The organism is Billgrantia kenyensis (assembly GCF_013697085.1).
Lineage (GTDB): Bacteria > Pseudomonadota > Gammaproteobacteria > Pseudomonadales > Halomonadaceae > Halomonas > Halomonas kenyensis.
Map to the genome: position 1 here is coordinate 1 of NZ_JACEFT010000021.1, position 20,909 is coordinate 20,909.

At 61.4% G+C, this 20,909-nt stretch carries 20 protein-coding genes and 1 other RNA gene; 13 read left to right on the forward strand and 8 right to left on the reverse strand.

From position 1 onward, the window contains the following. Window positions 1-446: 446 nt before the first annotated feature. The 3 genes from H1D44_RS14915 to H1D44_RS14925 all read left to right on the forward strand — a co-directional run bounded on the left by H1D44_RS14915 (window position 447) and on the right by H1D44_RS14925 (window position 2,625). Window positions 447-884: a DUF2716 domain-containing protein gene (locus H1D44_RS14915; RefSeq protein WP_181515654.1), complete on the forward strand. Its 438-nt coding sequence runs from the start codon at window positions 447-449 to the stop codon at window positions 882-884. Window positions 885-951: 67 nt separating this feature from the next. Further along, on the forward strand, window positions 952-2,115 hold the full coding sequence (locus H1D44_RS14920) for a hypothetical protein (RefSeq protein ID WP_181515655.1): 1,164 nt from the start codon (window positions 952-954) through the stop codon (window positions 2,113-2,115). Between the two features lie 30 nt (window positions 2,116-2,145). Next, window positions 2,146-2,625: a hypothetical protein gene (locus H1D44_RS14925; protein WP_181515656.1), complete on the forward strand. Its 480-nt coding sequence runs from the start codon at window positions 2,146-2,148 to the stop codon at window positions 2,623-2,625. Between the two features lie 211 nt (window positions 2,626-2,836). On the opposite strand, the gene H1D44_RS14930 is transcribed toward H1D44_RS14925, so the two are convergent. Continuing rightward, window positions 2,837-3,103, reverse strand: a complete 267-nt coding sequence (locus H1D44_RS14930; RefSeq protein ID WP_181515657.1) for a hypothetical protein — start codon at window positions 3,101-3,103, stop codon at window positions 2,837-2,839. A 101-nt stretch (window positions 3,104-3,204) separates the two neighbouring features. Between H1D44_RS14930 and H1D44_RS14935 the strand changes: the two genes are divergently transcribed. Next, window positions 3,205-3,453, forward strand: a complete 249-nt coding sequence (locus H1D44_RS14935) for a hypothetical protein (RefSeq protein WP_181515658.1) — start codon at window positions 3,205-3,207, stop codon at window positions 3,451-3,453. Between the two features lie 82 nt (window positions 3,454-3,535). Here H1D44_RS14935 and ffs read toward each other — a convergent pair. Then, window positions 3,536-3,632, reverse strand: an RNA gene (gene ffs / locus H1D44_RS14940) — signal recognition particle sRNA small type. 209 nt (window positions 3,633-3,841) lie between these two features. Between ffs and H1D44_RS14945 the strand changes: the two genes are divergently transcribed. The 3 genes from H1D44_RS14945 (at window position 3,842) to H1D44_RS14955 (ending at window position 7,586) form a co-directional block, all read left to right on the forward strand. Next, on the forward strand, window positions 3,842-5,065 hold the full coding sequence (locus H1D44_RS14945; protein ID WP_181515659.1) for an ATP-grasp domain-containing protein: 1,224 nt from the start codon (window positions 3,842-3,844) through the stop codon (window positions 5,063-5,065). 49 nt (window positions 5,066-5,114) lie between these two features. Next, window positions 5,115-7,160: a hypothetical protein gene (locus H1D44_RS14950; RefSeq protein ID WP_181515660.1), complete on the forward strand. Its 2,046-nt coding sequence runs from the start codon at window positions 5,115-5,117 to the stop codon at window positions 7,158-7,160. A 78-nt stretch (window positions 7,161-7,238) separates the two neighbouring features. Further along, window positions 7,239-7,586, forward strand: a complete 348-nt coding sequence (locus H1D44_RS14955; RefSeq protein WP_181515661.1) for a P-II family nitrogen regulator — start codon at window positions 7,239-7,241, stop codon at window positions 7,584-7,586. A 7-nt stretch (window positions 7,587-7,593) separates the two neighbouring features. On the opposite strand, the gene H1D44_RS14960 is transcribed toward H1D44_RS14955, so the two are convergent. Continuing rightward, window positions 7,594-8,616, reverse strand: a complete 1,023-nt coding sequence (locus H1D44_RS14960; protein ID WP_422671672.1) for an AbrB family transcriptional regulator — start codon at window positions 8,614-8,616, stop codon at window positions 7,594-7,596. A gap of 94 nt (window positions 8,617-8,710) precedes the next feature. On the opposite strand from H1D44_RS14960, the gene H1D44_RS14965 reads away from it, so the two are divergent. Further along, on the forward strand, window positions 8,711-9,475 hold the full coding sequence (locus H1D44_RS14965; protein ID WP_181515663.1) for a TlyA family RNA methyltransferase: 765 nt from the start codon (window positions 8,711-8,713) through the stop codon (window positions 9,473-9,475). Window positions 9,476-9,483: 8 nt separating this feature from the next. Here H1D44_RS14965 and mscK read toward each other — a convergent pair whose 3' ends face one another. Continuing rightward, window positions 9,484-12,885, reverse strand: coding sequence for a mechanosensitive channel MscK (gene mscK / locus H1D44_RS14970; RefSeq protein WP_181515717.1), 3,402 nt, complete (start codon window positions 12,883-12,885; stop codon window positions 9,484-9,486). A gap of 171 nt (window positions 12,886-13,056) precedes the next feature. Between mscK and H1D44_RS14975 the strand changes: the two genes are divergently transcribed. The 4 genes from H1D44_RS14975 to H1D44_RS14990 all read left to right on the forward strand — a co-directional run bounded on the left by H1D44_RS14975 (window position 13,057) and on the right by H1D44_RS14990 (window position 15,186). Next, the gene (locus tag H1D44_RS14975; RefSeq protein ID WP_181515664.1) at window positions 13,057-14,073 is read left to right on the forward strand and encodes a phospholipase A; all 1,017 of its coding nucleotides are present in this window, start codon (window positions 13,057-13,059) and stop codon (window positions 14,071-14,073) included. 81 nt (window positions 14,074-14,154) lie between these two features. Continuing rightward, window positions 14,155-14,487, forward strand: coding sequence for an ElaB/YgaM/YqjD family protein (locus H1D44_RS14980; protein ID WP_181515665.1), 333 nt, complete (start codon window positions 14,155-14,157; stop codon window positions 14,485-14,487). Continuing rightward, complete coding sequence (locus H1D44_RS14985; protein ID WP_181515666.1) at window positions 14,487-14,888, forward strand: phage holin family protein; 402 nt, start codon at window positions 14,487-14,489, stop codon at window positions 14,886-14,888. The genes H1D44_RS14980 and H1D44_RS14985 overlap by 1 nt, the downstream gene beginning before the upstream one ends. After that, window positions 14,869-15,186, forward strand: a complete 318-nt coding sequence (locus tag H1D44_RS14990) for a YqjK family protein (RefSeq protein ID WP_181515667.1) — start codon at window positions 14,869-14,871, stop codon at window positions 15,184-15,186. The genes H1D44_RS14985 and H1D44_RS14990 overlap by 20 nt, the downstream gene beginning before the upstream one ends. 21 nt (window positions 15,187-15,207) lie before the next feature. Here H1D44_RS14990 and H1D44_RS14995 read toward each other — a convergent pair whose 3' ends face one another. The 4 genes from H1D44_RS14995 to H1D44_RS15010 form a co-directional block, all read right to left on the reverse strand. Further along, window positions 15,208-15,858 (reverse strand): TetR/AcrR family transcriptional regulator, encoded by a 651-nt coding sequence (locus H1D44_RS14995; RefSeq protein WP_181515668.1) that lies wholly within the window; start codon window positions 15,856-15,858, stop codon window positions 15,208-15,210. A gap of 63 nt (window positions 15,859-15,921) precedes the next feature. Next, window positions 15,922-16,887, reverse strand: coding sequence for an L-histidine N(alpha)-methyltransferase (gene egtD, locus H1D44_RS15000; protein WP_181515669.1), 966 nt, complete (start codon window positions 16,885-16,887; stop codon window positions 15,922-15,924). Window position 16,888: 1 nt separating this feature from the next. Beyond that, the gene (gene egtB / locus H1D44_RS15005) at window positions 16,889-18,199 is read right to left on the reverse strand and encodes an ergothioneine biosynthesis protein EgtB (RefSeq protein ID WP_181515670.1); all 1,311 of its coding nucleotides are present in this window, start codon (window positions 18,197-18,199) and stop codon (window positions 16,889-16,891) included. A 110-nt stretch (window positions 18,200-18,309) separates the two neighbouring features. Next, window positions 18,310-19,515 (reverse strand): BaiN/RdsA family NAD(P)/FAD-dependent oxidoreductase, encoded by a 1,206-nt coding sequence (locus H1D44_RS15010; RefSeq protein ID WP_181515671.1) that lies wholly within the window; start codon window positions 19,513-19,515, stop codon window positions 18,310-18,312. Between the two features lie 159 nt (window positions 19,516-19,674). Here H1D44_RS15010 and H1D44_RS15015 point away from each other — a divergent pair, with 159 nt between their 5' ends. Beyond that, window positions 19,675-20,646 carry a Bug family tripartite tricarboxylate transporter substrate binding protein gene (locus H1D44_RS15015; protein ID WP_181515672.1) on the forward strand — a complete coding sequence of 324 codons (972 nt, stop codon included), beginning with the start codon at window positions 19,675-19,677 and terminating at the stop codon, window positions 20,644-20,646. Window positions 20,647-20,909 lie beyond the last annotated feature (263 nt).

Genomic DNA, 20,909 nt, shown 5'->3' on the forward strand with positions numbered 1-20,909 from the left:
GCTGCTGCCCTGGCGCTGGAGAGACACGCTACCGGTCTAACTCAGGCCGCAACAGGTGGGGTTCGTGGAGCGCTTACGCCTCTATAACGTCCTGCATTCTATGCAGTAGATAGCTGGGAATACCCGGCTCCATCCATTCATCACTCATGCCAGTGACGGCACAGCGTCCAGAAAACAGCCTGCCCTGCCACACAGCGTGATACTCGATCCATCCTGACCGAGGCACAGGGAAGCGGCGAGCGTTGCGCCACCCTTTGCGCTCAAGGCGCTTGCGCCATTTGGTGACCTGATAGCGGGTGTCGTTGTCCATGGTGAACGCAGTGAAAGAGGAACACGTTTCAGCCTAGCAGGCTTATTGCAGAAAAAAGGCGCAAAAGACAGTTGCACCGATACCTAAGTATTCGGATAGTAGACAACAAGGCGCTACGATCATTGGAGGGGGATCTATGGCAGACATTTTTGGAGCAGTGACAGGAATCAAAGCGGCATACGATATAGCGCGTGCTGCAATAGATGTAAACGACCAAGCTAGGCTGAACACCGCAATTAGCGATATTATAGATCAGCTCACTTCAGCACAATCTGGTTTGCTTGAATTGCAGCAACAACACCATCAGCTCATAGAAGAGAATCGACAGCTACGGCGGAAGATTGACAAGGAAGCTAGATTCGAGCAGTACAGGCTTGAAAGGACACCAGATGGGGATTATGTATATTTCCTCAAGATAGAGTTCGAAAGCCCTGAGCATCCTCTTCATGCTATATGCCCGAAGTGTAAAGAGGACGGGCGACTTTCGCCATTGGGTGAAGAGCAATATTTTTACCACTGCAAAACATGCAAAACTTCATATAGCCGACATCCCCTACCACCGCTTCGGCGCTAGCATGCAGTACAACTAATATCCAAATGAAAAAAAGAATGCCGAAGGGTTGCTATTAGGACAAGGAACAATGAAAGAGAAGAAAAAACAGTATCGCTCTAGATGGAGCATTGGGAATTTAGAGTTACCCCTTTTAGCTAAAATAGTGTTACCAGTTGCGCTTCTTGCATGCGCGATTATACTTTCGATTTATGCCATAAAGGTTGGGCCGGGAATATCTAGCAAGCCAGAAAACTGGGGTTTTTTTGGAGCCCTGCTATCAGGAATATTTGGCATGCTGGCGTCATTCGCAGCAGTCGCAACTTTCTGGATGGTACTTCTCCAGTTCAAAGAACAAGGCAAAATAATAGAAAAACAAATAGAGTCTATGGAATTTGACAGGTATGACCGGCATCGTAGAATTTTCTTTGAACGTTTAGCGGGTATAGAGCAAACCTATAACAAAACGCTGACAATTAAATATCAAGAAGAACTATACAAGAGAGTATTTCCGTTAAACTCCCCACTAAACTGCGATGTGAAAATTAATCTCGATGAAAAAATAGAAGAGAAAAAAAGCAGAATCATTCTCTATAAAAGAACATTTGAGAGAATAAAAGCGCAGATTGATGAAACCAAAGATATAAACGAGAATATATTGTGGAAACTATTAGAACTGCAAAGGGACTTAGGGGTTATCCGGCGCGGAAAAATGGAACTTGGCGACGTATCCTTAGAAGATGAAAGAACAACAATTAACATATACGAAATAACATCGAGCATGCACAGAATATGGAGTATAATTAACAATATATTGGAGTATGGCGGGAACGCGCCTATCGCTGGGAAATATTATGTTGTCCTATTAGACGATGACATAGCGGACAGCACCGTAAGGACAGTTGCAAGAATAAGAGATAATCAAGAAAGAGGTTCGTTCAAAATTAGCACAGATAACAACAAGCTATTTTTGTTATATGAAAAAATATATTCTTGGTTGATTGGGGTGAATGAAAAAAATAGCAATTATTCAGCCACGAGATTTAAAAATAAAATCAGGGATATTTTGTTTGACGAAGATGGAATGAGACAAGTATATACAGAAAGCAGCGAAAAAATTGAAGAAATAATCAACTCACTTCATACAAGAAAAAGAGATACAAAAATGCTGGACGAAGATGAAGATAAGTTGAGGCTAGAATTTATAGCTGAGCTGGAAAGTCAAGTCACTCTTTTAAGTGCTCAGGGTCAATAGAAAATAAAAATCGAAGCTTAGGGAGCAGCAATGGAACTAACAGTACCAGTAATTCAGATTGCAGTGGTTGGCATCATCACGTTTGGTGCGGCAATCATATTAAAGCCGCTAGCAATGGTGGTACGAGACTATTTGCTTTGGGTAACAATAGCGCAATATATCAAAAGAAGCAACTTCAAAACCAAGGCTTACCATTTAGCGGTAGCTCGCGCAGAGTGGGCCGAACACAAAGCACAGGGACCACTTTTCGCACAGCTAGGCCAAAACCAGCATTTCAAAATAGGAGATAAAGTTATAACATTTGAACAGTACAATAAAGAAGAAGCGAAGAGGAACAGACTACGATCAGAAATAAACGAACTAAACCGAAGCGTAGGAGTGGTTGAAAGTATAATTTCATCTTTACTACGCCATTTCGATCAAAAAGATAGCAGCCCTGCACTTGAAATAATAAAATATTACGAGCGCAGAGAATTTAGAAGGCGGGGACTAGAATATGATGAAAAATAGGTAGCCGTATCTTCATGCCTCTATGGTTTCGGCATGCTTGAACAATTGGTCTTTCTGATCGACTGAGATGCCTATAGCGTCACATGCTGCCGAAATGGTCGGACTGGTATAGTGCTATTCTTTCGCCCTCGCCCATGCTCGCCGTTCGGTATCTGTGGCATCAGTGGCTAACCACTGCTCTACTGCTCTACTGCTCTACTGCTCTACTGCTCTACTGCTCTACTGCTCCCAGCATGCCAAAATTGGCCAAGGCTTCCTCTGCTTGGAATGGACTCACTTTGCAGCTTGAACGCCACTGCTTTAACAATTCCTCTTCTGTGGGCTCCCGTGTCGCTTCGACATGCAATGCTTCGGCTTCAGCAAAAAGACGTTGAGCCTCGCTAAAGTCATAGTTGGTAATTTTTCCAGTGAAGGGTTCTTTCTCTACCCACATCACACCATCCTTAACGCCTGCATAAACAACGTCATCTTCCAGCAAAGCACTACAGTCAACCGAATTGTTAATGCTGGTAGCGATAAAGACAAGATTTTGATCTGCAATAATTGACTCAGGGAACCCTGTCCATAGACTTCATGGTGATGAACGACGTGCCGAACGGTGTCACGGTGATGTACTTTCCCGAATCCGGCATGACGCCGCATTACACCCTGGAGCAGGTGGAGCGCGTCAGCTTCGATCGACTCGAAATCGATGGCGATACGGCGCGGATCGTCGGCTCGCTGGAAGGAGCGCTGATGCACGTGGCGTCGATGACTTCCGATCCTGACCCGTCCGACACTATCGAGTTATCGGTTCGCTTCGACGTCGAGGCTCGGCGGGAGGAGTGACGCCGGGCAACCATCGTCAAGATCGAGAGAGATGCCCCGACGGGGGGGGGCGGAGATGGGGCCTGGCCCAAAATGGAGGCGGCCCCGACAGCCACATCCCGGCACACGCGACCACCACTACCGTTGCTCCCTTCCGGGCCTGGCGGGGTTTGCGGTTTAGCGTTGCGGGAGGACCGACGGGGCCACCACGACACGAGCCTGCAGGCAGGCTTCGAACCCGGCTGGCATCAATGACTTGCCGAGTGCGCGTGCACTATACCAGCGGTGCCGAAGGCGGGCAAGGACCGCAAGCCGAACCGCCCCGCTCCGGTAAGGAGAGCGTAAATCGACTAGGGTTAGGAGGTAGAGAACGCGAGGAGAATACCAACGAACCTTGAGGAGAGGTCCCATGGACAAGAATCCCGACAAGGGCTACATCGCACTGCTGGGCTGGAGCCTCAACGCCATCGAGGCCGCCGAGAACTTCGACCGTCGCTATGTGGTGGTGGCCCCGGATTGGGCTGAGGAGTATTGCGAGAAGCACGACATCCCCTATCTTTCCTGGCACTTCGAGCGACTCAACGACAGCTCGCTGGATATCGCCGAGAAGCTAAAGGACATGGGCGTCGACGTGGCGATTCCCCTCTTCGAGGAGACCGTGGAGTGGGCAGGCGCCATCAACTCGCTGCTGCTGGACAACCCGCGTCTCTATGGCCAGTCACTGCTGCTGCGCGACAAGGCGCTGATGAAACGTCGCGCCCAGCTGGGCGGCATTCGCGTGGGCATCTTCGAGGAGGCCCATGACAAGGCCGACGTGATCCGCTTTCTCAAGCGCGTCAACCAGACCCTGCTCAAGCTCGATGGCGATCCCAACGATCCGATCCACCTCAAGGCCTTCGACAAGGCCGGCTGCCTGGGCCACCGGGTGATCCGAACGCCGGACGAGGTCGATACCATCCCTGACGAAGAGTTTCCCGTGCTGATGGAATCGCACCTGGACGGCTGGGAGTTCGCCGTGGAGGCCTGGATCCACAACGGCAAGATCGCTTTTCTCAATATTTCGGAGTACGTCACCCTGGGTTATTCGGTCTTCGTGCCCGCCTCCCCGGAGCTTGAGCAGTACCGCCCCCAGATACGAGCGCAGATCGAGAAACTGATCAAGACCTTCGATATCGATTTCGGCCTGATCCATCCCGAGTATTTCGTCACCAGCGATGGCGAGATGTACTTCGGCGAGGTGGCCTATCGCCCGCCCGGCTTCAAGGTGTTCGAGCTGCTCGAGCGGGTGTACGGCTTCAACGCCTACCAGGCCAGCATGCTGGTGTTCGATCCCAAGAGCACCGCCGATGAGGTCAAGGCCTTCTTTCCCAAGGAGGTGGAAGACGCCAGGTACTATGCCGGCTGTTTCGGCGTCTATCCGCGCCGCCGGGTGGTCAGTCAGCTGGAGATCCCCGAAGAGGTCGAGGACCACCCCTACTTCGAGTCCCATGAGCTCACCCCTCCCGTCGAGGAGACCGTGACCAAGCGGACCGCCTTCGGCACCCACTGGGGCCTGGTCTACTTCACCGGAGAGGACCCGCATCGATTGAGGGACCTGCTCAAGCATATGGAAGAACTTGATTTCTATGTCTGAACAGGGCGTCATGAGGTGAAATCTCAGATGGCAAGGAGTCGGCGTGACCATGGACCGCCAAACGAATGGCCCCGGCAACGAGCCGGCTGGCGATGACAAGCTCCTCGGCCTACTCGACAAGTTCGATGAGGCGCTCGAGCTTCTGGCCCAGGCGCGTGACTTCGCCAAGCCGGGCAAGCTTCCTCGGGTGCTGGACACCGCACGCCGCGTGTTGCTCCAGCCCGGGGGCGCCGCCGCCCTGGAAGCTCGCGCCCAAGCCCTGGAGGAGGCCGGCGTTTTCCAGGGCTCGGACTGGGCCACACCGCAGTTCCTGCTACCCTCCCTGACCACCTATTCGCTCAAGAGCTCCAGCGCCGATACCGTGGTGATCGAAGCGTTGAGCGAGCTTCGGCTTCTGGCGGTGGCAAAGGCGGGTTATCCCCATCCGCTGGTGTCCGCCGAACATGCCCACCACTACCTCACCCAGGTCATGGCGCTGAACCTCTGGCTCTTGTTCAGCACGCCGAGCGAAGCCGAACGGGAAACCCAGGGACGCCTGGCCCAGATCCCTCGCAACCTGTTTCAGCACCTGGCCGAGCGCATCGGCTATGAACACATCATCGACAAGCTGATCGGGGAGATCTGGCGCATTCTTCAGCAGCGCCCAATCCAGGTGGACTCGGCCAAGCAGATGATCACCCAGATCGCCATCTGCCAGGCCGACCCCAGCATCGACCTGGGAGTCAGCGGCCAGGGCGCGGACCGCCTGGTGAGTTCGCTTTTCGGACCGACCCAGGGCTGCCGCGAGGATCCTGGCCTCGAGGTGTATCGCGAGCGGCTGGCAAACATGGACAACGCCGCGCTGCAGGGCGAGGCTATCGGCTTTGCCCGCGCCATGCACGATACCGGCCTGGTTTCACCCTATCACCCGGTGCTGCTGCGTCACTTGCTCGACCACAGCGACCACCTGCTGGCTGAGGCACTGGGACTCTCCTCCACCGGACGCGACTGCCTGCTGTGCTACCGTCAACTGGTACATGCGCTGATTCGAGGTGGAGTGCACCCTGCCAATCCCCAGGGGGCCTACGGATTGGCCCTGATGCTGGAGCGCGGCATTCTCTACCAACCCCCTGTGGCCCCGGCCATGTGGCGACAACTTGGCCTGCCGCTCTCCGAGTGGTCGCAGGCGCGTCTCAACCTGGCCTTCGGTGAGGCCGTTTCCCCGCGCGCCCGACTGCTGGAGGGGGTAATGTGCATGCTGGGCCAGCCGCTGGGCGTGGGCCAGGGCAACAACCCCACCTGCCAATCGGCCCGGGCGCTCTCGATGTGGGCCTATAACGACCCGGACTATCTGATGCAGATGGTGGCCTGGGCCGCCCGCGATGACGAGATCATCATGCACTTCGAGGGTCAGCCCATCTCCTCGATGGAAAGCAGTGGCGGCGTCGCCAAGAGCCTGCCCATGGACCTCGACCCGGTATCGCTGATCGTGGTGCCACATCTCGACCGGATCTATGCCGAGATGGGACGGCGCTGCGTCGGCCGCGAAGGGGATCCGCATCGCTGGGTCAACCCGGAATTTCACGGCTGGTGGTCGGGCCGCGGCTTTCGCATCAACGTTGACGTGGCGACTGGCCGGCTGTTCGAACTCGACACCTTCCTGCGCCACTTCTACGCCAGCTATCACCCGTTCTACAACGGCAACCAGCCGGTGATCCATCCTCAGCCTGCCGGTATCGCCGTTACCGACAGCGCCGCACGCTTCATCGGCTGGCATGCGATCACCCTTCTGCGCGTCTCCCTCGACCCCTCCGAGACCATGCGGGTCTACTTCTACAACCCCAACTACGACAGCGGGCAGGACTGGGGAGATGGCGTACTGGTCAGCACGGCCGGCCATGGCGAGCGCGCGGGCGAGGCCTCGCTGCCCTTCGAGCAGCTTGCTTCAAGACTCTATATCTTCCATTACGATCCGCTGGAGCGTGGTGAGCTGGCCAACATCAGCCAGGAGGAGCTGGACCGCGTCACCGGCTACGTGCACCGCAGTTGGGGCGCCGACCGAGTGCCCGCGGCCCAGCTTCAGGCCGAGAGCGGCCAAGCACAGTCAGATACTTGATCTTCATCAGGACGGCGGCGCAGGGCTCTGCCAGAATGAGCCAATCCCAATACCGTTGCCTAACCGAGGTAGGTGAAAATGGATTTCAAGTTATTGATGGTTTTCGTCGATCAGGACAGAACCGAAGCCGTCCTTAAAGCCGCTCGGGAGGGAGGCGCCACGGGGGCCACCATCATCAACAATGCCCAGGGCCAGGGGCTGAAGCCACACCTGACCTTTTTCGGCCTCGAGTTCATGGCTTCTCGCAGCGTCATCCTGATCCTGGCCGAAGCCCGCCGCTCGGAGAGTGTGCTTAAGGCCGTGACAGCGGCGGGCAAGCTCGATGAAACGCTCGATACCGGCATCGCCCTAGAGCTGGAGGTATCAAAAACGGTCGGCTTGACGGAACATATCAAGGCCCTGAGCGAGAAACACCCCATCAAATGAGATGGACTCACCCTCGATGCTGCAGCCAGCGCGCCCAGAATGGAGCGAACAGCATCAGCGCAACCATGCGCAGCAGGTGGTGAAAGGCGACGAACACCGGGTCGAGATCGAGCGCCACGGCCAGAATCGCCATCTCGCCGATGCCACCGGGGGCCAGCGCCAGCAGCGCCACGTCCCGCGGCACGCCCACCAGGCGATGGATCAGCTCGGCAAATCCCGCCAACACCGCCAATGCCACCAGGGTGGCGATGAAGGCTTCGAACAGGTAGCGTCCCAACCGAGCCGACGAAAGCCCGCGAAAGCGTGAGCCGATGGCACAACCGAGCACCCACAGCATGACGTTCATGCCCCAGTCCGGCAGGCTGAGACTGGCCACATCGAAGCCCGATAACAGCGCGGCGAAGAGCAGCGGAGCGAGCAGCGTATGGCTGGGCAGGTGGAGCCAGCGTCCCAGCGGAAACAGCAACGGCAGGACCAGCAGCATCCAGGCCGCCTCGAAACCGTTCTCCACTGCGTCCGCCTGCGCGGTTGCCCCTCCCTCATAGGCCCAGAACAGCGGCGGCAGGATCATGATCACCAGCACGATGCGCAACGACTGGGCAATGGCGATACGCCGCGGGTCGCCGCCGCACTTTTCGCCCATCAGGATCATCGCCGTCATGGCACCGGGCGCGGAGGCGAACCAGGCACTCACCGAATCGAAGCCGCAGCGCCGATACCAGGCAGCCGCCGCCGCCGTGGACGCGGCCACCCCCAACAGCAGCAGCGCGGCGGAGATCGGCCAGTCGAGCACCCTTTCTGCCAGCTGGGGCGTGACCTGGCTGCCCAGCACCAGGCCGAGCACACCGAGAAAGGCCTCGCGCAGCGGCTCGGGAACGCGAACGTCGCCGCCCCTGGCAGACACCACCAGATTGGCGGCCAGGGGCCCCAGCATCCAGGCCAGGGGCATGCCGATGAGCTGGAAGATCAGCCCGCCCACAGCCCCGATGGCCAGCGACCTGACCAGTGCCTCTCCCTTGCTTCGATCCACGCTGCGCCCTTCTATTAACATGCTAACTAACCGATTATGTCATAATACGCGCCCCGCTTCTGGCTGTCGGCACTGCTGCATGAGGAACCACCGTATGCCTCGACTCGACCAACTGCTCGTTGCCCAGGGCCTGGCTCGCTCGCGCACTCGCGCTCAGCGGCTGATCCGCCATGGCCGGGTCAGCCTGGCGGAGAGTGGAAGAGTACTGGGCAAACCGGGAGAGAAACTGCCGGACGACGTGCGCCTGACGATCACCGAAGATCCCGAGGAGCGCTACGTCTCACGGGCGGGACTCAAGCTGGAAGCGTTGATCGAGGCGCTCGATCTCGACCTTCAAGCAAAGCTGGTGCTCGATGTGGGCCAGTCGACCGGCGGCTTCACCGACTGCTCGCTGGCCCACGGGGCGCGCCATGTGGTCGGCGTCGAGGTCGGCCACGACCAGCTCGACCCCGAGCTGCGTAGCGATCCCCGCGTGACCTGCCTGGAAGGGATCAATGCCAGGGCCATGTCGGACGTAACGCGGCTGCACGAGGCCCTGGCCGCCCAGGGCGCCACGGCGCCCGACGTCGTGGTGATGGACGTCTCCTTCATTTCCCAGACCCTGGTCCTGCCCGAGATCGCCATGCTGCTGCGCCCCGGGGGGGAGCTGCTGAGCCTGGTCAAGCCGCAGTTCGAGGTGGGGCCGGGAGGGGTCAACGCCCGAGGCATCGTGAAGGACAGCGCGCGCTACGCCGAGGTGGAAGCGGCCCTGCACGGCTGCTGCGCCAGGCTGGGCCTGGATATCCTGCACTGGCGTGAAAGCCCGATCACCGGCGGAGACGGCAATCGGGAGTTCCTGCTGCACGCGGTGAAGCGATAGCAGCAGGCTCAGCGTCCGCCATCGCCGCCGTCACCGCCACTGTCGCCGATCTCGATGTCGCCGGGATCCCCCTTTGCCCCCGGGGGGGGATGATGAGATGCCTGACCGTTACCCGGTGCAAGGCTCTGCACCTTGCGCGCTTCCCCATCGGCACGATGCAGCCACACGTCGAGCTGGTTGAAGGCAATGTCGATGCCATGCTCGGCGAACAGCTCGCCGACCCGACAGTTGATCTCGTCGGTGGCATAGAGCCGGTCACCCAGGGCATTGACGAAGACCCGCAGCTCGAAGTTCAGCGTGCTTTCGCCGTAGTTCATGAAGAACACCTGAGGCTCGGGGTCGGCCAGCACGCGCGGATTCTCATCGGCTGCCTGGCGTAGCAAGCGATGCACCAGGCGCTGGTCGGAGCCGTAGGCCACGCCGAAGGTGAGCACCACCCGGGTGACCGTGTCCGACAGCGACCAGTTGATCAGCTGGTCGGTGACGAAGGTCTTGTTGGGGATGATGATCTCCTTGCGGTCGAAGTCGGTCACCGTGGTGGCACGAATGCGAATTCGGCTTACCGTGCCGGTGAGGTTGCCCAGGGTGATGGTGTCGCCGATGCGCATGGGCCGCTCGAACAGAATGATCAGGCCGGAGACGAAGTTGGCAAAGATTTCCTGCAAGCCGAAGCCCAGGCCCACGCCCAGCGCCGCCACCAGCCACTGCAGCTGGCTCCAGGCCACCCCCAGGGTGGCCAGGGCCACCACCAGGCCGGTGCCGACGATGGTATAGGAAAGCAGCGCCGAGATGGCGTAGGCGCTGCCCTGCTTCAGCTCCAGGCGCGACAGCACCATCACTTCGAGCAGGCCCGGCAGGTTGCGTGCCATCACCAGGGTCAGGATGAAGATCAGCAGTGCGGTAAAGATGTCCGCCACCGACAGCGCACTGGTAACGAGCTCCGCCCCGACTCCCTCCCGAGCCTCCCAAACCGCCACGTCGTCCAGATAGCCCAGCACGGTGAGCAGGTCTGCCCACACCAGATAGAGCAGGACGGCGAAGCCGATCAGCAGGATCAGCTTGGAGAGACGCAGCGACTGCTGGTTGATCTGCTCCATGTCCAGCGGCGGCTCCTCCACCACCTCGAGGCCGCCCTCGGCGCCCTCCTGGGCCTGGGCACGGCGGCGCATCAGCGCACGCTTGAACGCCAGTCGGCGCGCCGCCACGGCCAGGCCGCGAACCACCGTGGCCTCGACGAGAATCCAGGTGGCCAGCAGGTAAAGCGTGATGATGAAGCGCCCGACCAGGCTCAGCGCGGTGTATTCGTAGCCGGAAACGATCAGCCCCAGCAGGACCAGGGGCACACCGGCCATGATCAGCCCCAGCACCAGCCGGAACAGCTTGACCCCGAAGAACGGCGTATGGGCCAGGATCAGGCGCGCCAGCAGCACGCTCATGGCAATCAACCCGCCAAGCAGCAGGGTCAGAGCGATCGGCCGGTTGGTCAGGGTGATTTCATCGGCAAGGGCCTGGTTCGAGATCAGCAGCACCGGCACCAGGGCCAGGCCCAGCCAGCCCAGCAGCCAGCGCAATCGTGCCACATAGCCGGCCGGCCAGTAGAAGTGCTTGGTGGCAACGCCATCGCGCACGAGCAGGCGCCGTGACCAGGCGATGAAGGCCCAGGCCAGGGCGAGGTGCAGGAAGGCCTGGCCCAGTCCGGAGGCGAAACCCTCGCCGATGGCATTGAGCGATACACCAACGCCGGCCACGGTCAGTGGGCCGGGCAAGGCCAGCAGGGCGTTGAGGCCTACCGCCTGGGGGGTATGGGCCTGCGAGTCGCTGCGCAGGCGACCGATCTGCTCATGCAGCACGGCCAGGCGACGCTGGATACGCCGCCGCAGCCACACCAGCGCCACAGCCAGCAGCACCAGGGGGAGACCCACCAGCCCCTCGGCACCTGGCCGATCCCAGTTCGCCGGCAGCACCTCACGCCACTCTCCCTGTTGCCATTCGCCGGTCAGATTGGCGGGCAACTGCCGCAACCAGGCCAGGTCCAGCGGCCGCGTGTTGGCGATCCAGAACAGCTGTTCATCGATGGTGGTACGCAGCTCGCGAGACGTTTCCAGCAGCTGCTGCTGGTTGAGCTGCAGCTCGATGGCCGCGCTCAGCAGGCTGCCGTACGTCTGCTCGAGCTGATCGACCAGTTGGCGCCGCGAGTGGTAAAGCCCCTGCAGGGAATCGACCAGGGCTTGATTGACCTCGACCCCCGCCTCCTCGAGCCGCTGGTTGGCCAACCGCTCGCTCTGGCGCAAGGCGTCGCGCTGGCGCACCAGATCGAACTGGCGCAGTCGCAGGTCAGCGATCTCGTCCTGCAGATTGCGCCGGGCATCGACCTGCGGCAGTGAGCGGCGCTGCTCGCGCAGTATTCGCGACAGCAACAGGCTGCCTCGGATCGCCTCGATCTGCTCGTTGAGGCTGCGCTGTAACTGGCGCACATGGTCGAGCTGGCTGCGAATCGCCAGGCTCTCCCGCACCAGGCCATTGTGGCGATCGTTAGCCCGCAGCAGCTCCAGACTGAGCTCCCGGTTGACCTGCTGGGCGCGCTCGAGGACCGGGTGGCCGGCCTCGAGCAGTGGATCGTCCCTCACCGCGTCGGCGATTGCCTGCTCCGAGGCGATGCGCCGCTTGCGGTCGATGACCCCCTGCAGCAGGCTGAGTTCGGATTCCTGGCTGGCAACCTGCTGGGTAAGCAGGTCGCGGCGCTGCTGGGCCAGCTCGCGCAACCGGGTGTTGCTGCCCAGCTCCCGCTGGCGCAGGCGCAGCGAGCGCTCGGCAAGACGGCGCTCCACCTTCAACTGCCACAGGCGCGGAGAGTCCTCGCTGACTCCCTGGCTTTCCAGCGCATCGAGCGCTCTGCGTGTACGCTCGGCGGCCTGCATCGCCTCGGCAATGGCCTGCTGGGCTCGCTCCGGCAGCGTCTGAGCAGAGAGCAACTGGGAGTTGACCTCGGCCAGGCGATCCTGCAGCTGCTGCAGCTCGATTACCGCCTCCTGCTGCCGGAACTCCAGCTCATCGAGCGCCAGGTCATCGAGCTCGGCGATGGAGCGCTCCAGCGCGGCCTCCTCTTCCGTGAGCAGCTCCCGCTCCAGGCGCAGCAGCTCGGCTGGCGCCTCTTCCAGGCGTTGCTCCAGGGCAGCGAAGCGCTCCTCGACACCCTGAAGCTGCTCCAGGGCCGCCAGGGTGGCTTCCAGGGCCTCGATATCTCGCTGCTCGGTCTCACTGAGCGTTTCGCCCTCCTCCGGGCGCAGCTCGGCCAGACGCGTTTCGACGGTCTCCTGAGCGGGCAGGTCCTCCTCGGCCAGCGCTGGCACCGCCACCAGCATCCACCATCCGATCGCCAGGCACAGCACCTGGCATAAACGCCGGGACATACCGGCAGCGGAGTGAAACGACACGTTCACGGTTTTCCTCGGTTGAAACGGCCCTCGCCAAAGCAGGACTCGGAATCTATGCAACAAAATGACAGTACCGGCGGCAATGGTTGACTTGCCAAGGCGACGTGGTAGAAACGGAAGCTCATACGCTTGGCTTCGAGTTCACCGATGATTATCCGTTCCCTTGTCATTACATGCGGCGGGCTGCTGGCAGCATTGCCGATCTCCGCGATGGGCCAAGCCGATGCTCAGCGTGAAGCCATCGAAGCGCGTATCGAGGCATTGAGCGGAGAACTGGAGGCACTTCAGCTGCAGCTCGACGCCTTGCCACAAGACGATGACGCCCTCTATGTCGAGGTGGACGATCCCGTGCTCGAAGAGGTCGTTCAGCGTCGCCAGCTGGAGCGTGAATCGACCCGTAACCCGCTGGCCATCACCGTGCACCGGCGAAACTACCTGTTTCCCCTGAGCTACACCACCCACCCCAACCAGGTGGCGTTTCGCGATATCGACGCAGATACCAGCGCCAACGACCTCGAGGTCAAGTTTCAGTTCAGCGCCAAGGTCAACCTGCTCGAGGAGGTCTTCGGCACCACTGGCGATCTCTATTTCGCCTACACCCAGCGCAGCTGGTGGCAGGCGTACAACACCGACGCCTCTTCCCCATTCCGGGAAACCAACTACGAACCCGAGGTGTTTCTCGAGTTCGACAATACCTGGCGCTTCCTGGGCTGGACCAACACGCGTAACCGCTTTGCCTTCAACCACCTGTCCAACGGGCGCTCCATGCCGCTCTCGCGCAGCTGGAACCGGTTCTACGTCGAGAGCATGTTTCAGCGCGGCGACTGGGCGGTCGCCGTGGCACCGCACTGGCGCGTTCCCGAGTCGGACGGTGACGATGACAACCCCAACATCGATCGCTACTGGGGCTATGGCGACATCACCGTCGTGCGCCGCTTCAACAATGACCAGGAAGCCAGCGTCATGGTGCGCGGCAATCCCAGCCCCGGCAACTACGGGACCCAGGTCGACTACTCCTGGCCCCTGTTCGGCAACATCCGCGGGCACGTCCAATACTACTACGGCTATGGCGAAAGCATGATCGATTATGATCATCGCAACCACCGCCTCAGTCTGGGCTTCAGCGTCAACCCGCTGCTGTCCGGAACCGGCGGGGTGCGCTGACACACCGCGGAAGGCTGCGTTGAACTGCCTTGTGCGGCTGCTATGCTAAGCGTGTCATTCAAACGTCAGAGGAAGACCGTCATGGCAAGTCGCACACCGCATACCGACGAAACCACTCGCCAATTGAAGGAAGACCTTCATCAGCTCACCAGCACCATCGAGGAGCTGGTGAGCGCTACAGCTGATGACTCCCGCGGCAACATCAAGGAGCTTCGCGAGCGCGCCGAAAAGCGTCTGAAGGAGACTCGCGATCGCCTGGAGGCACGCGGTGAGCGACTCTATGGTGAAGCTCGCGATTCCATGCATCATCAAGCCGACGCCGCCGACCGCTACGTGCATGACAATCCCTGGACCAGCATCGGGGTGGGCGCCGCAGTTGGCGTGGTCATCGGCATGCTGATTGGCCGTCGCTGATGGTGTCAGGCGACGGCCCGGTACAGCGCCTGTTCACGATCGCCAAGCGGCTACTGACCAGTCTGCTGGCCACCGGCGAGACGCGCCTGCGTCTCGCCGTACTGGAGCTCGAGGAAGAGCGTTCCCGGCTGGTCACCCTGCTGATGCTGGTGGGGCTGAGCCTGGTAATGATGCTGCTGGGGCTGGGCATGTTGGCCCTGCTGGTGGTGGTGCTGTTCTGGGATACCCACCGCCTGGCGGCGATCGGTGTCAGCGCCCTGGTGCTGCTGGGGGGCGGCATCACCCTCGCCCTGCTGTGCCTGCGCCTGGCCCGACGCCACACCTTGCTCAAGGAGACGCTGTCCCAGCTCGCGCTGGACCGGCACCTGGTGGAGGAGCAGCGTGACACACCGCGCCAGTGATTCGAGTCAAGCGAAAGGAGCCCCCCTTGCAGAACGCAAGGCCGCTCTGATCACGACAATCGAGCAGCAGCGCATCGACATCCTGGTCGAGGCCGAGCGCTGGCGACACACTTCAGCGACGCTGGATAGCGGCTGGGATCACCTCAAGCGCTACCGTGGGCTGCTCTACCTGGCGGGCGGCGCCCTGCTGATCGGTAGTGCCCGCCACCCGAGATCCCTGCCGCTTATCGCCAAGCGACTGCTTACGGGAGGGCTGATGCTCTACCGAGCGCGACGACTCCTGTCACGGCTGCGCTGAGCCCGGCACGCCACGCCCGATCTACAGCTGGACCTCCGCCCGATGTTTAGGATGGGCCAGGCCCGGCACCCACTTCATCCAGCTCTCGCCCCGCTTGAGCCGCTTCTCGATGAAGCGCCGGGTACGCCGCTGCCCGGTAGTGTGGTCGGTGGACCACACGGCCAGCGCCGCCAGGAACAGACTGGTCAGGGCCATCTCTTCCACCTGGGCTCGCCGCGTGCCGTAACGCGCCTCCAGCCGGGACGCCTCTCGCAGCCACTGAACGGTACGCGACAGGTCGAAGACCATCGGCACCCAGGTATGCAGGTGCGGCAGGTGCGCCTTGGTCCGCAGCATCTGCACCGTCACGTGCCGATGAGCGCCGAAGGCATCGAACCAGGCCTGCAGGCAGTGCTCGATGCGCGCGCGCTCCGGCCAGTCATCGAAGGTCTCCGGCTTCTCGGCCAGCATGGCGCGCCAGCCCCGCTGAAACCAGGCGTTGGCCACGTCATCCATGTCGCGAAAGCGCTCCAGCACCACGGACATCGGCAGCTCGAGGCTGCGCGCCACTTCTGACAGTCGAACTGCCTGCCAGCCATGCATTTCGGCCTGGCGAATGGCCTCATCGACGATCCGATCGGCAAACGGCGACGCCTCGGCGGTGGAGGAGTCATGAATCGCAATCATGGTCATGGCGGGTCCTCGATTGACGCGTGGTTCTGTCATGCAGCATAGACCGATTTCCCGGGCAGACCATCAGGCGAGGCTTTCCAGATATTGAATGCAGAACAGGCCATCCCGGTCGGTCCAGTGCGCACGCCTTGCGAAACCGGCGCACCCGGCCAGCTCGGCAAATCCATCGATGCTGTACTTGTAGGAGCTTTCGGTATGCAGGCTCTCCCCCTCCTCGAACTCGACCGACTCCCCCGCCACGCGAATGGCCTGGTCACGCAGGCTCACCAGATGCATCTCGATGCGTGAGTCGCACTCGTTGTAGAAGGCACGATGACGAAACGATGCCGGCTCCAGTTCCGCCTCGAACTCGCGTCGCAGCCTCTCCAGCAGGTTGAGGTTGAAGGCGGCAGTCACCCCTGCCGCATCGTTGTAGGCGGCATCGAGGATTTCCCGCTCCTTGATCAGGTCGACCCCGATCAAGAGCCCCCCGCCGGCAGGCAGCAGGTCATGCAGGCCAGCCAGGAACGCTTCGGCCTCCTCGGGGGTGAAGTTGCCGATGCTGGAGCCGGGGAAGAAGGCCACCGGCCGCTCCCCCGAGAGCCCCTGCGGCCAGGCCATGGGTCGAGAGAAGTCGGCGCAGGCGGCATGGACCTCCAGCCAGGGGTAGTCGCGGGCCAGCCGCCGGGTGCTGTCGAGCAGAAAGTCGCGGGAGATATCCACGCCCAGGTAGCAGGCTGGCTGCAGCGCTTCCAGCAGCAGCCGAATCTTGCGGCTGGCACCGCTGCCCAGTTCGATCAGGGTGGCATCGCGCCCCACCACCTCGGCGATCTCGGCAGCGGCTGCGCGCAGGATGCTCTCCTCCGTTCGGGTCGGGTAGTACTCGGGCTGCTCGCAGATGGCATCGAAAAGCTCCGAGCCGCGGCGATCGTAGAAGAACTTGGGCGAAGTGAACTTGGGCGTGGCGTTGAGCCCGGCCAGCAGCTCTTCATGCAGTGAACCCGCGACTTCGGCCGTTTGCTGGTCGTGAAAGCGAACGCGAGATTGCATGTCAGGCCTCCCTGGTCAGCCGAAACCCGGAGAAGGCCCAGCGCGCGTGCGGAGGGAAGAAGTTACGGTAGGTCAGGCGGATGTGGTCGGCCGGCGTGGCACAGCAGCCGCCCCGCAGCACCATTTGCCCGGACATGAACTTGCCGTTGTACTCGCCCAGCGTGCCCGGCAGGGTCTTGAAGCCCGGGTAGGGCCGATAGGCGCTGCCGGTCCACTCCCAGACGTCACCGTACAGCTGGCCGGGAGCATCGGCACGAGTCGGCGCCGCTACCGGCTGCAAGTGATCGCTGTCGACGAAGTTGCCGCGCATCGCCACGTTGCGGGCAGCCACTTCCCACTCCGCCTCGCCGGGCAGGCGCGCTCCCGCCCAGCGGGCATAGGCGTCCGCCTCGAAGAAGCTCACATGCACCACCGGTGCACTGGGGTCGACCGGGCGGAGGCCTGCCAGGGTAAAGTGGTACCAGGTCCCCTCTCGCTTCACCCAGTAGAGCGGCGCGCGCCACCCCTCGAGCCCCACCTGCTGCCAGCCGTCGGAGAGCCAGAGTTCGGGACGCTCATAGCCTCCGTCTTGCATGAAGGCAATGAATTCCGCGTTGGTCACCGGGCGGTTGGCGATCTGGAACGCCTCGAGAAACTGGCGATGTCGAGGCCCCTCGTTGTCATAGGCAAATCCGCCATGGGGATCATGGCCGATCTCATGCAGGCCTTCGGCATGTTCGATCCAGGCCGTCTCCGGCATGCCTCCTTCCGAGGCGGGCATCAGGTCGCCACGATAGGCGGGGCACAGCGGGTTCTGGGCCAGAATGTGCTTGATGTCCATGAGCAGCAGCTCCTGGTGCTGCTGCTCGTGATGGAGACCCAGCTCGAGGCGCCGGAGGATCTCCTCGGCATGCTCTGGGGGCAGCGATTCGAGCAGCTCGGCCATAGCGTCATCGACATGGGCGCGGTAGCGGTAGACGTCGGCCACCGTCGGCCGCGACAGCGTGCCCCGCCGGGGCCGCGGAAAAGGCACGCCATGGGTCTCGTAGTAGGAGTTGAAAAGGGAGTCGTAGACGGGGTCGAGCGTTCGGTAGCGGGGCTGGAAGGGAGTGAGCAGGAAGGCTTCGAAGAACCAGGTGACGTGGGCCAGATGCCACTTCGGCGGGCTGACGTCATCCATGCTCTGGATGACATAGTCCTCGGTGCAAAGCGGCTCGCAGATCCGCTCCGAGGCCTGGCGAACGCGCTGGTAGCGTCTCAGCCACTCCTTGGTGTGCAGGGTATCCGGTGTCTCACGCTGAACGGGGCTTGCCAAATCATGGGCGAGGGGCATGGCGCACTCCTGTGACGAACCATATCCGGGACGAACCGATTACCCAAGCGTAGAACGCCCGCGGGATTGCCTCGGTTACGTTGGGTAAGGTTTTGTCACACGCCAGGCAGCTAGACCGAGAGCCCACAGGCCACGCCGGAGGCCCAGGCCCACTGGAAATTGTAGCCGCCTAGCTCACCGGTCACGTCGAGCACCTCCCCGATGAAGCGCAGCTGAGGCAGGCCCTCGACGCTGAAATCCCGAGACGAGATTCCCCGGGTATCGACACCGCCCTGGGTGACCTCGGCGGTGCGCCAGCCCTCGGTGCCTGCAGGCTTGAGGCGCCAGCCGCCAAGACGTTCGCGCCATGCCTCGATGCGGGCATTGGAGAGCTCGGCAAGGGTGGGATCCTCGACGTACCACTCTACCAGTGCCTGGGCCAGCCGCCGAGGCAGGCGTTCGGCAAGCCAGGTGGAGAGCTGGCGGCGCGGCGTGTCACGGCGAGCCGCGGCCAGCGCTTCGCCGACTGACACGCCCGGAAGCAGGTCGATCTCGAGCTCGTCGCCGGGCAGCCAGTAGCTCGAGATCTGCAGCATGCCGGGGCCGGAGAGGCCGCGATGGGTGAACAGCATCGGTTCACGGTAGCAGCGGTCACGGCCCGGCCCCAGGCGCTGGCCGTCACGAATCGTGCTCACTGCCACGTCGCAGGCCACCCCGGCCAGGTCGGCGGCACGGGCCTTCCATTGGGAAGTCAGGGTAAAGGGCACCAGGGCCGGCCGTGTCTCGGTCACCGTCAGGCCGAACTGGCGGGCGATCTCGTAGCCGAAACCGGTCGCCCCCATGGTGGGAATCGACAGCCCACCGGTGGCAATCACTACGGCGCCGGCCTCGATTAGTCCGCAGGAGGTCGCCAGCTGCATCCCCTCGCCCTGGCGCTCGATGCGCTCCACCGCGGTCTTCAGGCGCAGCTCGACCCCCGCCCATTCGCACTCGGTGAGCAACACCTCGAGCAGATCCTTGGCCGAGTGGGCGCAGAACAGCTGCCCCGGGGCCTTTTCCACATACTCGAGCCCATGGCGCTCGACCAGTTCGACGAAGTGCTCGGGGCGATAGCGCTTGAGCGCCGAAATACAGAAACGCGGATTGGAGGAAAAGAAATTGCTCGGGCCGGTGGCCAGGTTGGTGAAGTTGCAGCGCCCTCCCCCCGACATGAGGATCTTCTTGCCCGGCTTGTTGGCGTGGTCGAGCACCAGCACCCTCTGACCGGCATAGCCAGCGGTGAGCGCACACATCAGCCCGGCGGCGCCCGCACCGACTACCACTACATCCGCTTTCATGCTCCACCCCGGGCGTGTCCGAAAACTGTCGAAAAAGGGAGACGCATTCTAGCAGCCACGACCTCACGAGACACGGCGGGGGAGGATAATCGCTTCGTTAGTGTGCTAGGTTTACATCGCCAACAGAAGAAACTTCATTCAAAAAATCGAGGCACAATAATGATGTATCCGAAGAAGGCAACTGCTGTCAGCACTGCTGTGATCGCATCGGCCCTGGCACTGGGAGCAAGCAGCGCCCTGGCCGACGACTTTCCCAGCCAGCCGCTCACCATGGTGATCGGATTTGGCGCCGGCGGCAGCACCGACATCCAGGGGCGCGTGCTGGCCAACGTGCTCGAAGACGAACTGGGCCAGCCGGTCAACGTGGTGAACCAGCCCGGGGCCGGCATGGGAGTGGCCCTGACCCGACTGGCCAACAGCAGCGACGAGGGCTACACCTTCCTCTACGGCCCCTCCTCGCCGCTCACCTTCGCCCCGCTGGCGTTGGAAACCGACTATGAGCTGGACGACTTCCGCTACGTTGCCGGCGTCTCCCTGGCCCAGGCCGGCTTCGTCACCGGCGAGGATCGCCCCTTCGGCGACAGCTGGGAAGAGCTGGTGGAATATGCCCGCGACAACCCCGGCGTGAGCTACGCCACCCAGACCGCTCAGGACCGACTCATCATCGAGTACATCGCCGAGCAGGAAGGACTCGACCTGCGCATCGTGCCCACCGAAGGCGGCTCGGGCATGGCACCGCTGATCCTTTCCGGCGATGTCGATTTCGCCTACAGCGGCGGCACCCACTCAGGCTACGCCGACAGTGGCGAGATGCCGGTACTGCTGAGCCTCGCTGCCGACCGCCTGGTGGCCTTTCCCGACGCCCCCACCCTGGTCGAAGCAGGCTACGACATCACCCCGGGGGACATCCTGATGGCCGTGCTGCCCCAGGACGTTCCCGACGAACGTGCCGAGCGCCTGGCCGAGGCCATGCAGGCCGCCACCCAGGACGAGCGCTTCATCGAAGTCACCGAGGAGCGCCTGCTGCTGCCGGTAAACTACATGGATGAAGAAGAACTCACCGACACCCTGAATGAGCAGCGTGACGCCTTTGCCGCGCTGATCGAAGAAATGGGCGGTGTGGAAGAGTGATGGATCGGGCCGGCTGCCCAGGAGCCGGCCCTACTCTGCGGCACTTCCCCTCATTTCGCACCTCCTCTCGAATCGCGATGCGCCTCCTCCCGCAGGGTCAGCCCCGTGATCATGACGCCATCGCTATTCCATAGGCGACCGCCTACGGTGATTCCCACCATATATCCCGCCCATGTATAATAGTTGTACAGCTTCATTGGATAACCGTTTCCGCATTGTTGTCACACTTGCAACGCGCAGGAATACGTAGCCTGATAAAGGCT

Coding starts and splice junctions, on each gene's coding strand:
- H1D44_RS14915 (WP_181515654.1), top strand. CDS start 447: ATGGCAGACATTTTTGGAGCAGTGACAGGAATCAAAGCGGCATACGAT.
- H1D44_RS14920 (WP_181515655.1), top strand. CDS start 952: ATGAAAGAGAAGAAAAAACAGTATCGCTCTAGATGGAGCATTGGGAAT.
- H1D44_RS14925 (WP_181515656.1), top strand. CDS start 2,146: ATGGAACTAACAGTACCAGTAATTCAGATTGCAGTGGTTGGCATCATC.
- H1D44_RS14935 (WP_181515658.1), top strand. CDS start 3,205: ATGAACGACGTGCCGAACGGTGTCACGGTGATGTACTTTCCCGAATCC.
- H1D44_RS14945 (WP_181515659.1), top strand. CDS start 3,842: ATGGACAAGAATCCCGACAAGGGCTACATCGCACTGCTGGGCTGGAGC.
- H1D44_RS14950 (WP_181515660.1), top strand. CDS start 5,115: ATGGACCGCCAAACGAATGGCCCCGGCAACGAGCCGGCTGGCGATGAC.
- H1D44_RS14955 (WP_181515661.1), top strand. CDS start 7,239: ATGGATTTCAAGTTATTGATGGTTTTCGTCGATCAGGACAGAACCGAA.
- H1D44_RS14965 (WP_181515663.1), top strand. CDS start 8,711: ATGCCTCGACTCGACCAACTGCTCGTTGCCCAGGGCCTGGCTCGCTCG.
- mscK (WP_181515717.1), bottom strand. CDS start 12,885: ATGTCCCGGCGTTTATGCCAGGTGCTGTGCCTGGCGATCGGATGGTGG.
- H1D44_RS14975 (WP_181515664.1), top strand. CDS start 13,057: ATGATTATCCGTTCCCTTGTCATTACATGCGGCGGGCTGCTGGCAGCA.
- H1D44_RS14980 (WP_181515665.1), top strand. CDS start 14,155: ATGGCAAGTCGCACACCGCATACCGACGAAACCACTCGCCAATTGAAG.
- H1D44_RS14985 (WP_181515666.1), top strand. CDS start 14,487: ATGGTGTCAGGCGACGGCCCGGTACAGCGCCTGTTCACGATCGCCAAG.
- H1D44_RS14995 (WP_181515668.1), bottom strand. CDS start 15,858: ATGACCATGATTGCGATTCATGACTCCTCCACCGCCGAGGCGTCGCCG.
- egtD (WP_181515669.1), bottom strand. CDS start 16,887: ATGCAATCTCGCGTTCGCTTTCACGACCAGCAAACGGCCGAAGTCGCG.
- egtB (WP_181515670.1), bottom strand. CDS start 18,199: ATGCCCCTCGCCCATGATTTGGCAAGCCCCGTTCAGCGTGAGACACCG.
- H1D44_RS15010 (WP_181515671.1), bottom strand. CDS start 19,515: ATGAAAGCGGATGTAGTGGTAGTCGGTGCGGGCGCCGCCGGGCTGATG.
- H1D44_RS15015 (WP_181515672.1), top strand. CDS start 19,675: ATGATGTATCCGAAGAAGGCAACTGCTGTCAGCACTGCTGTGATCGCA.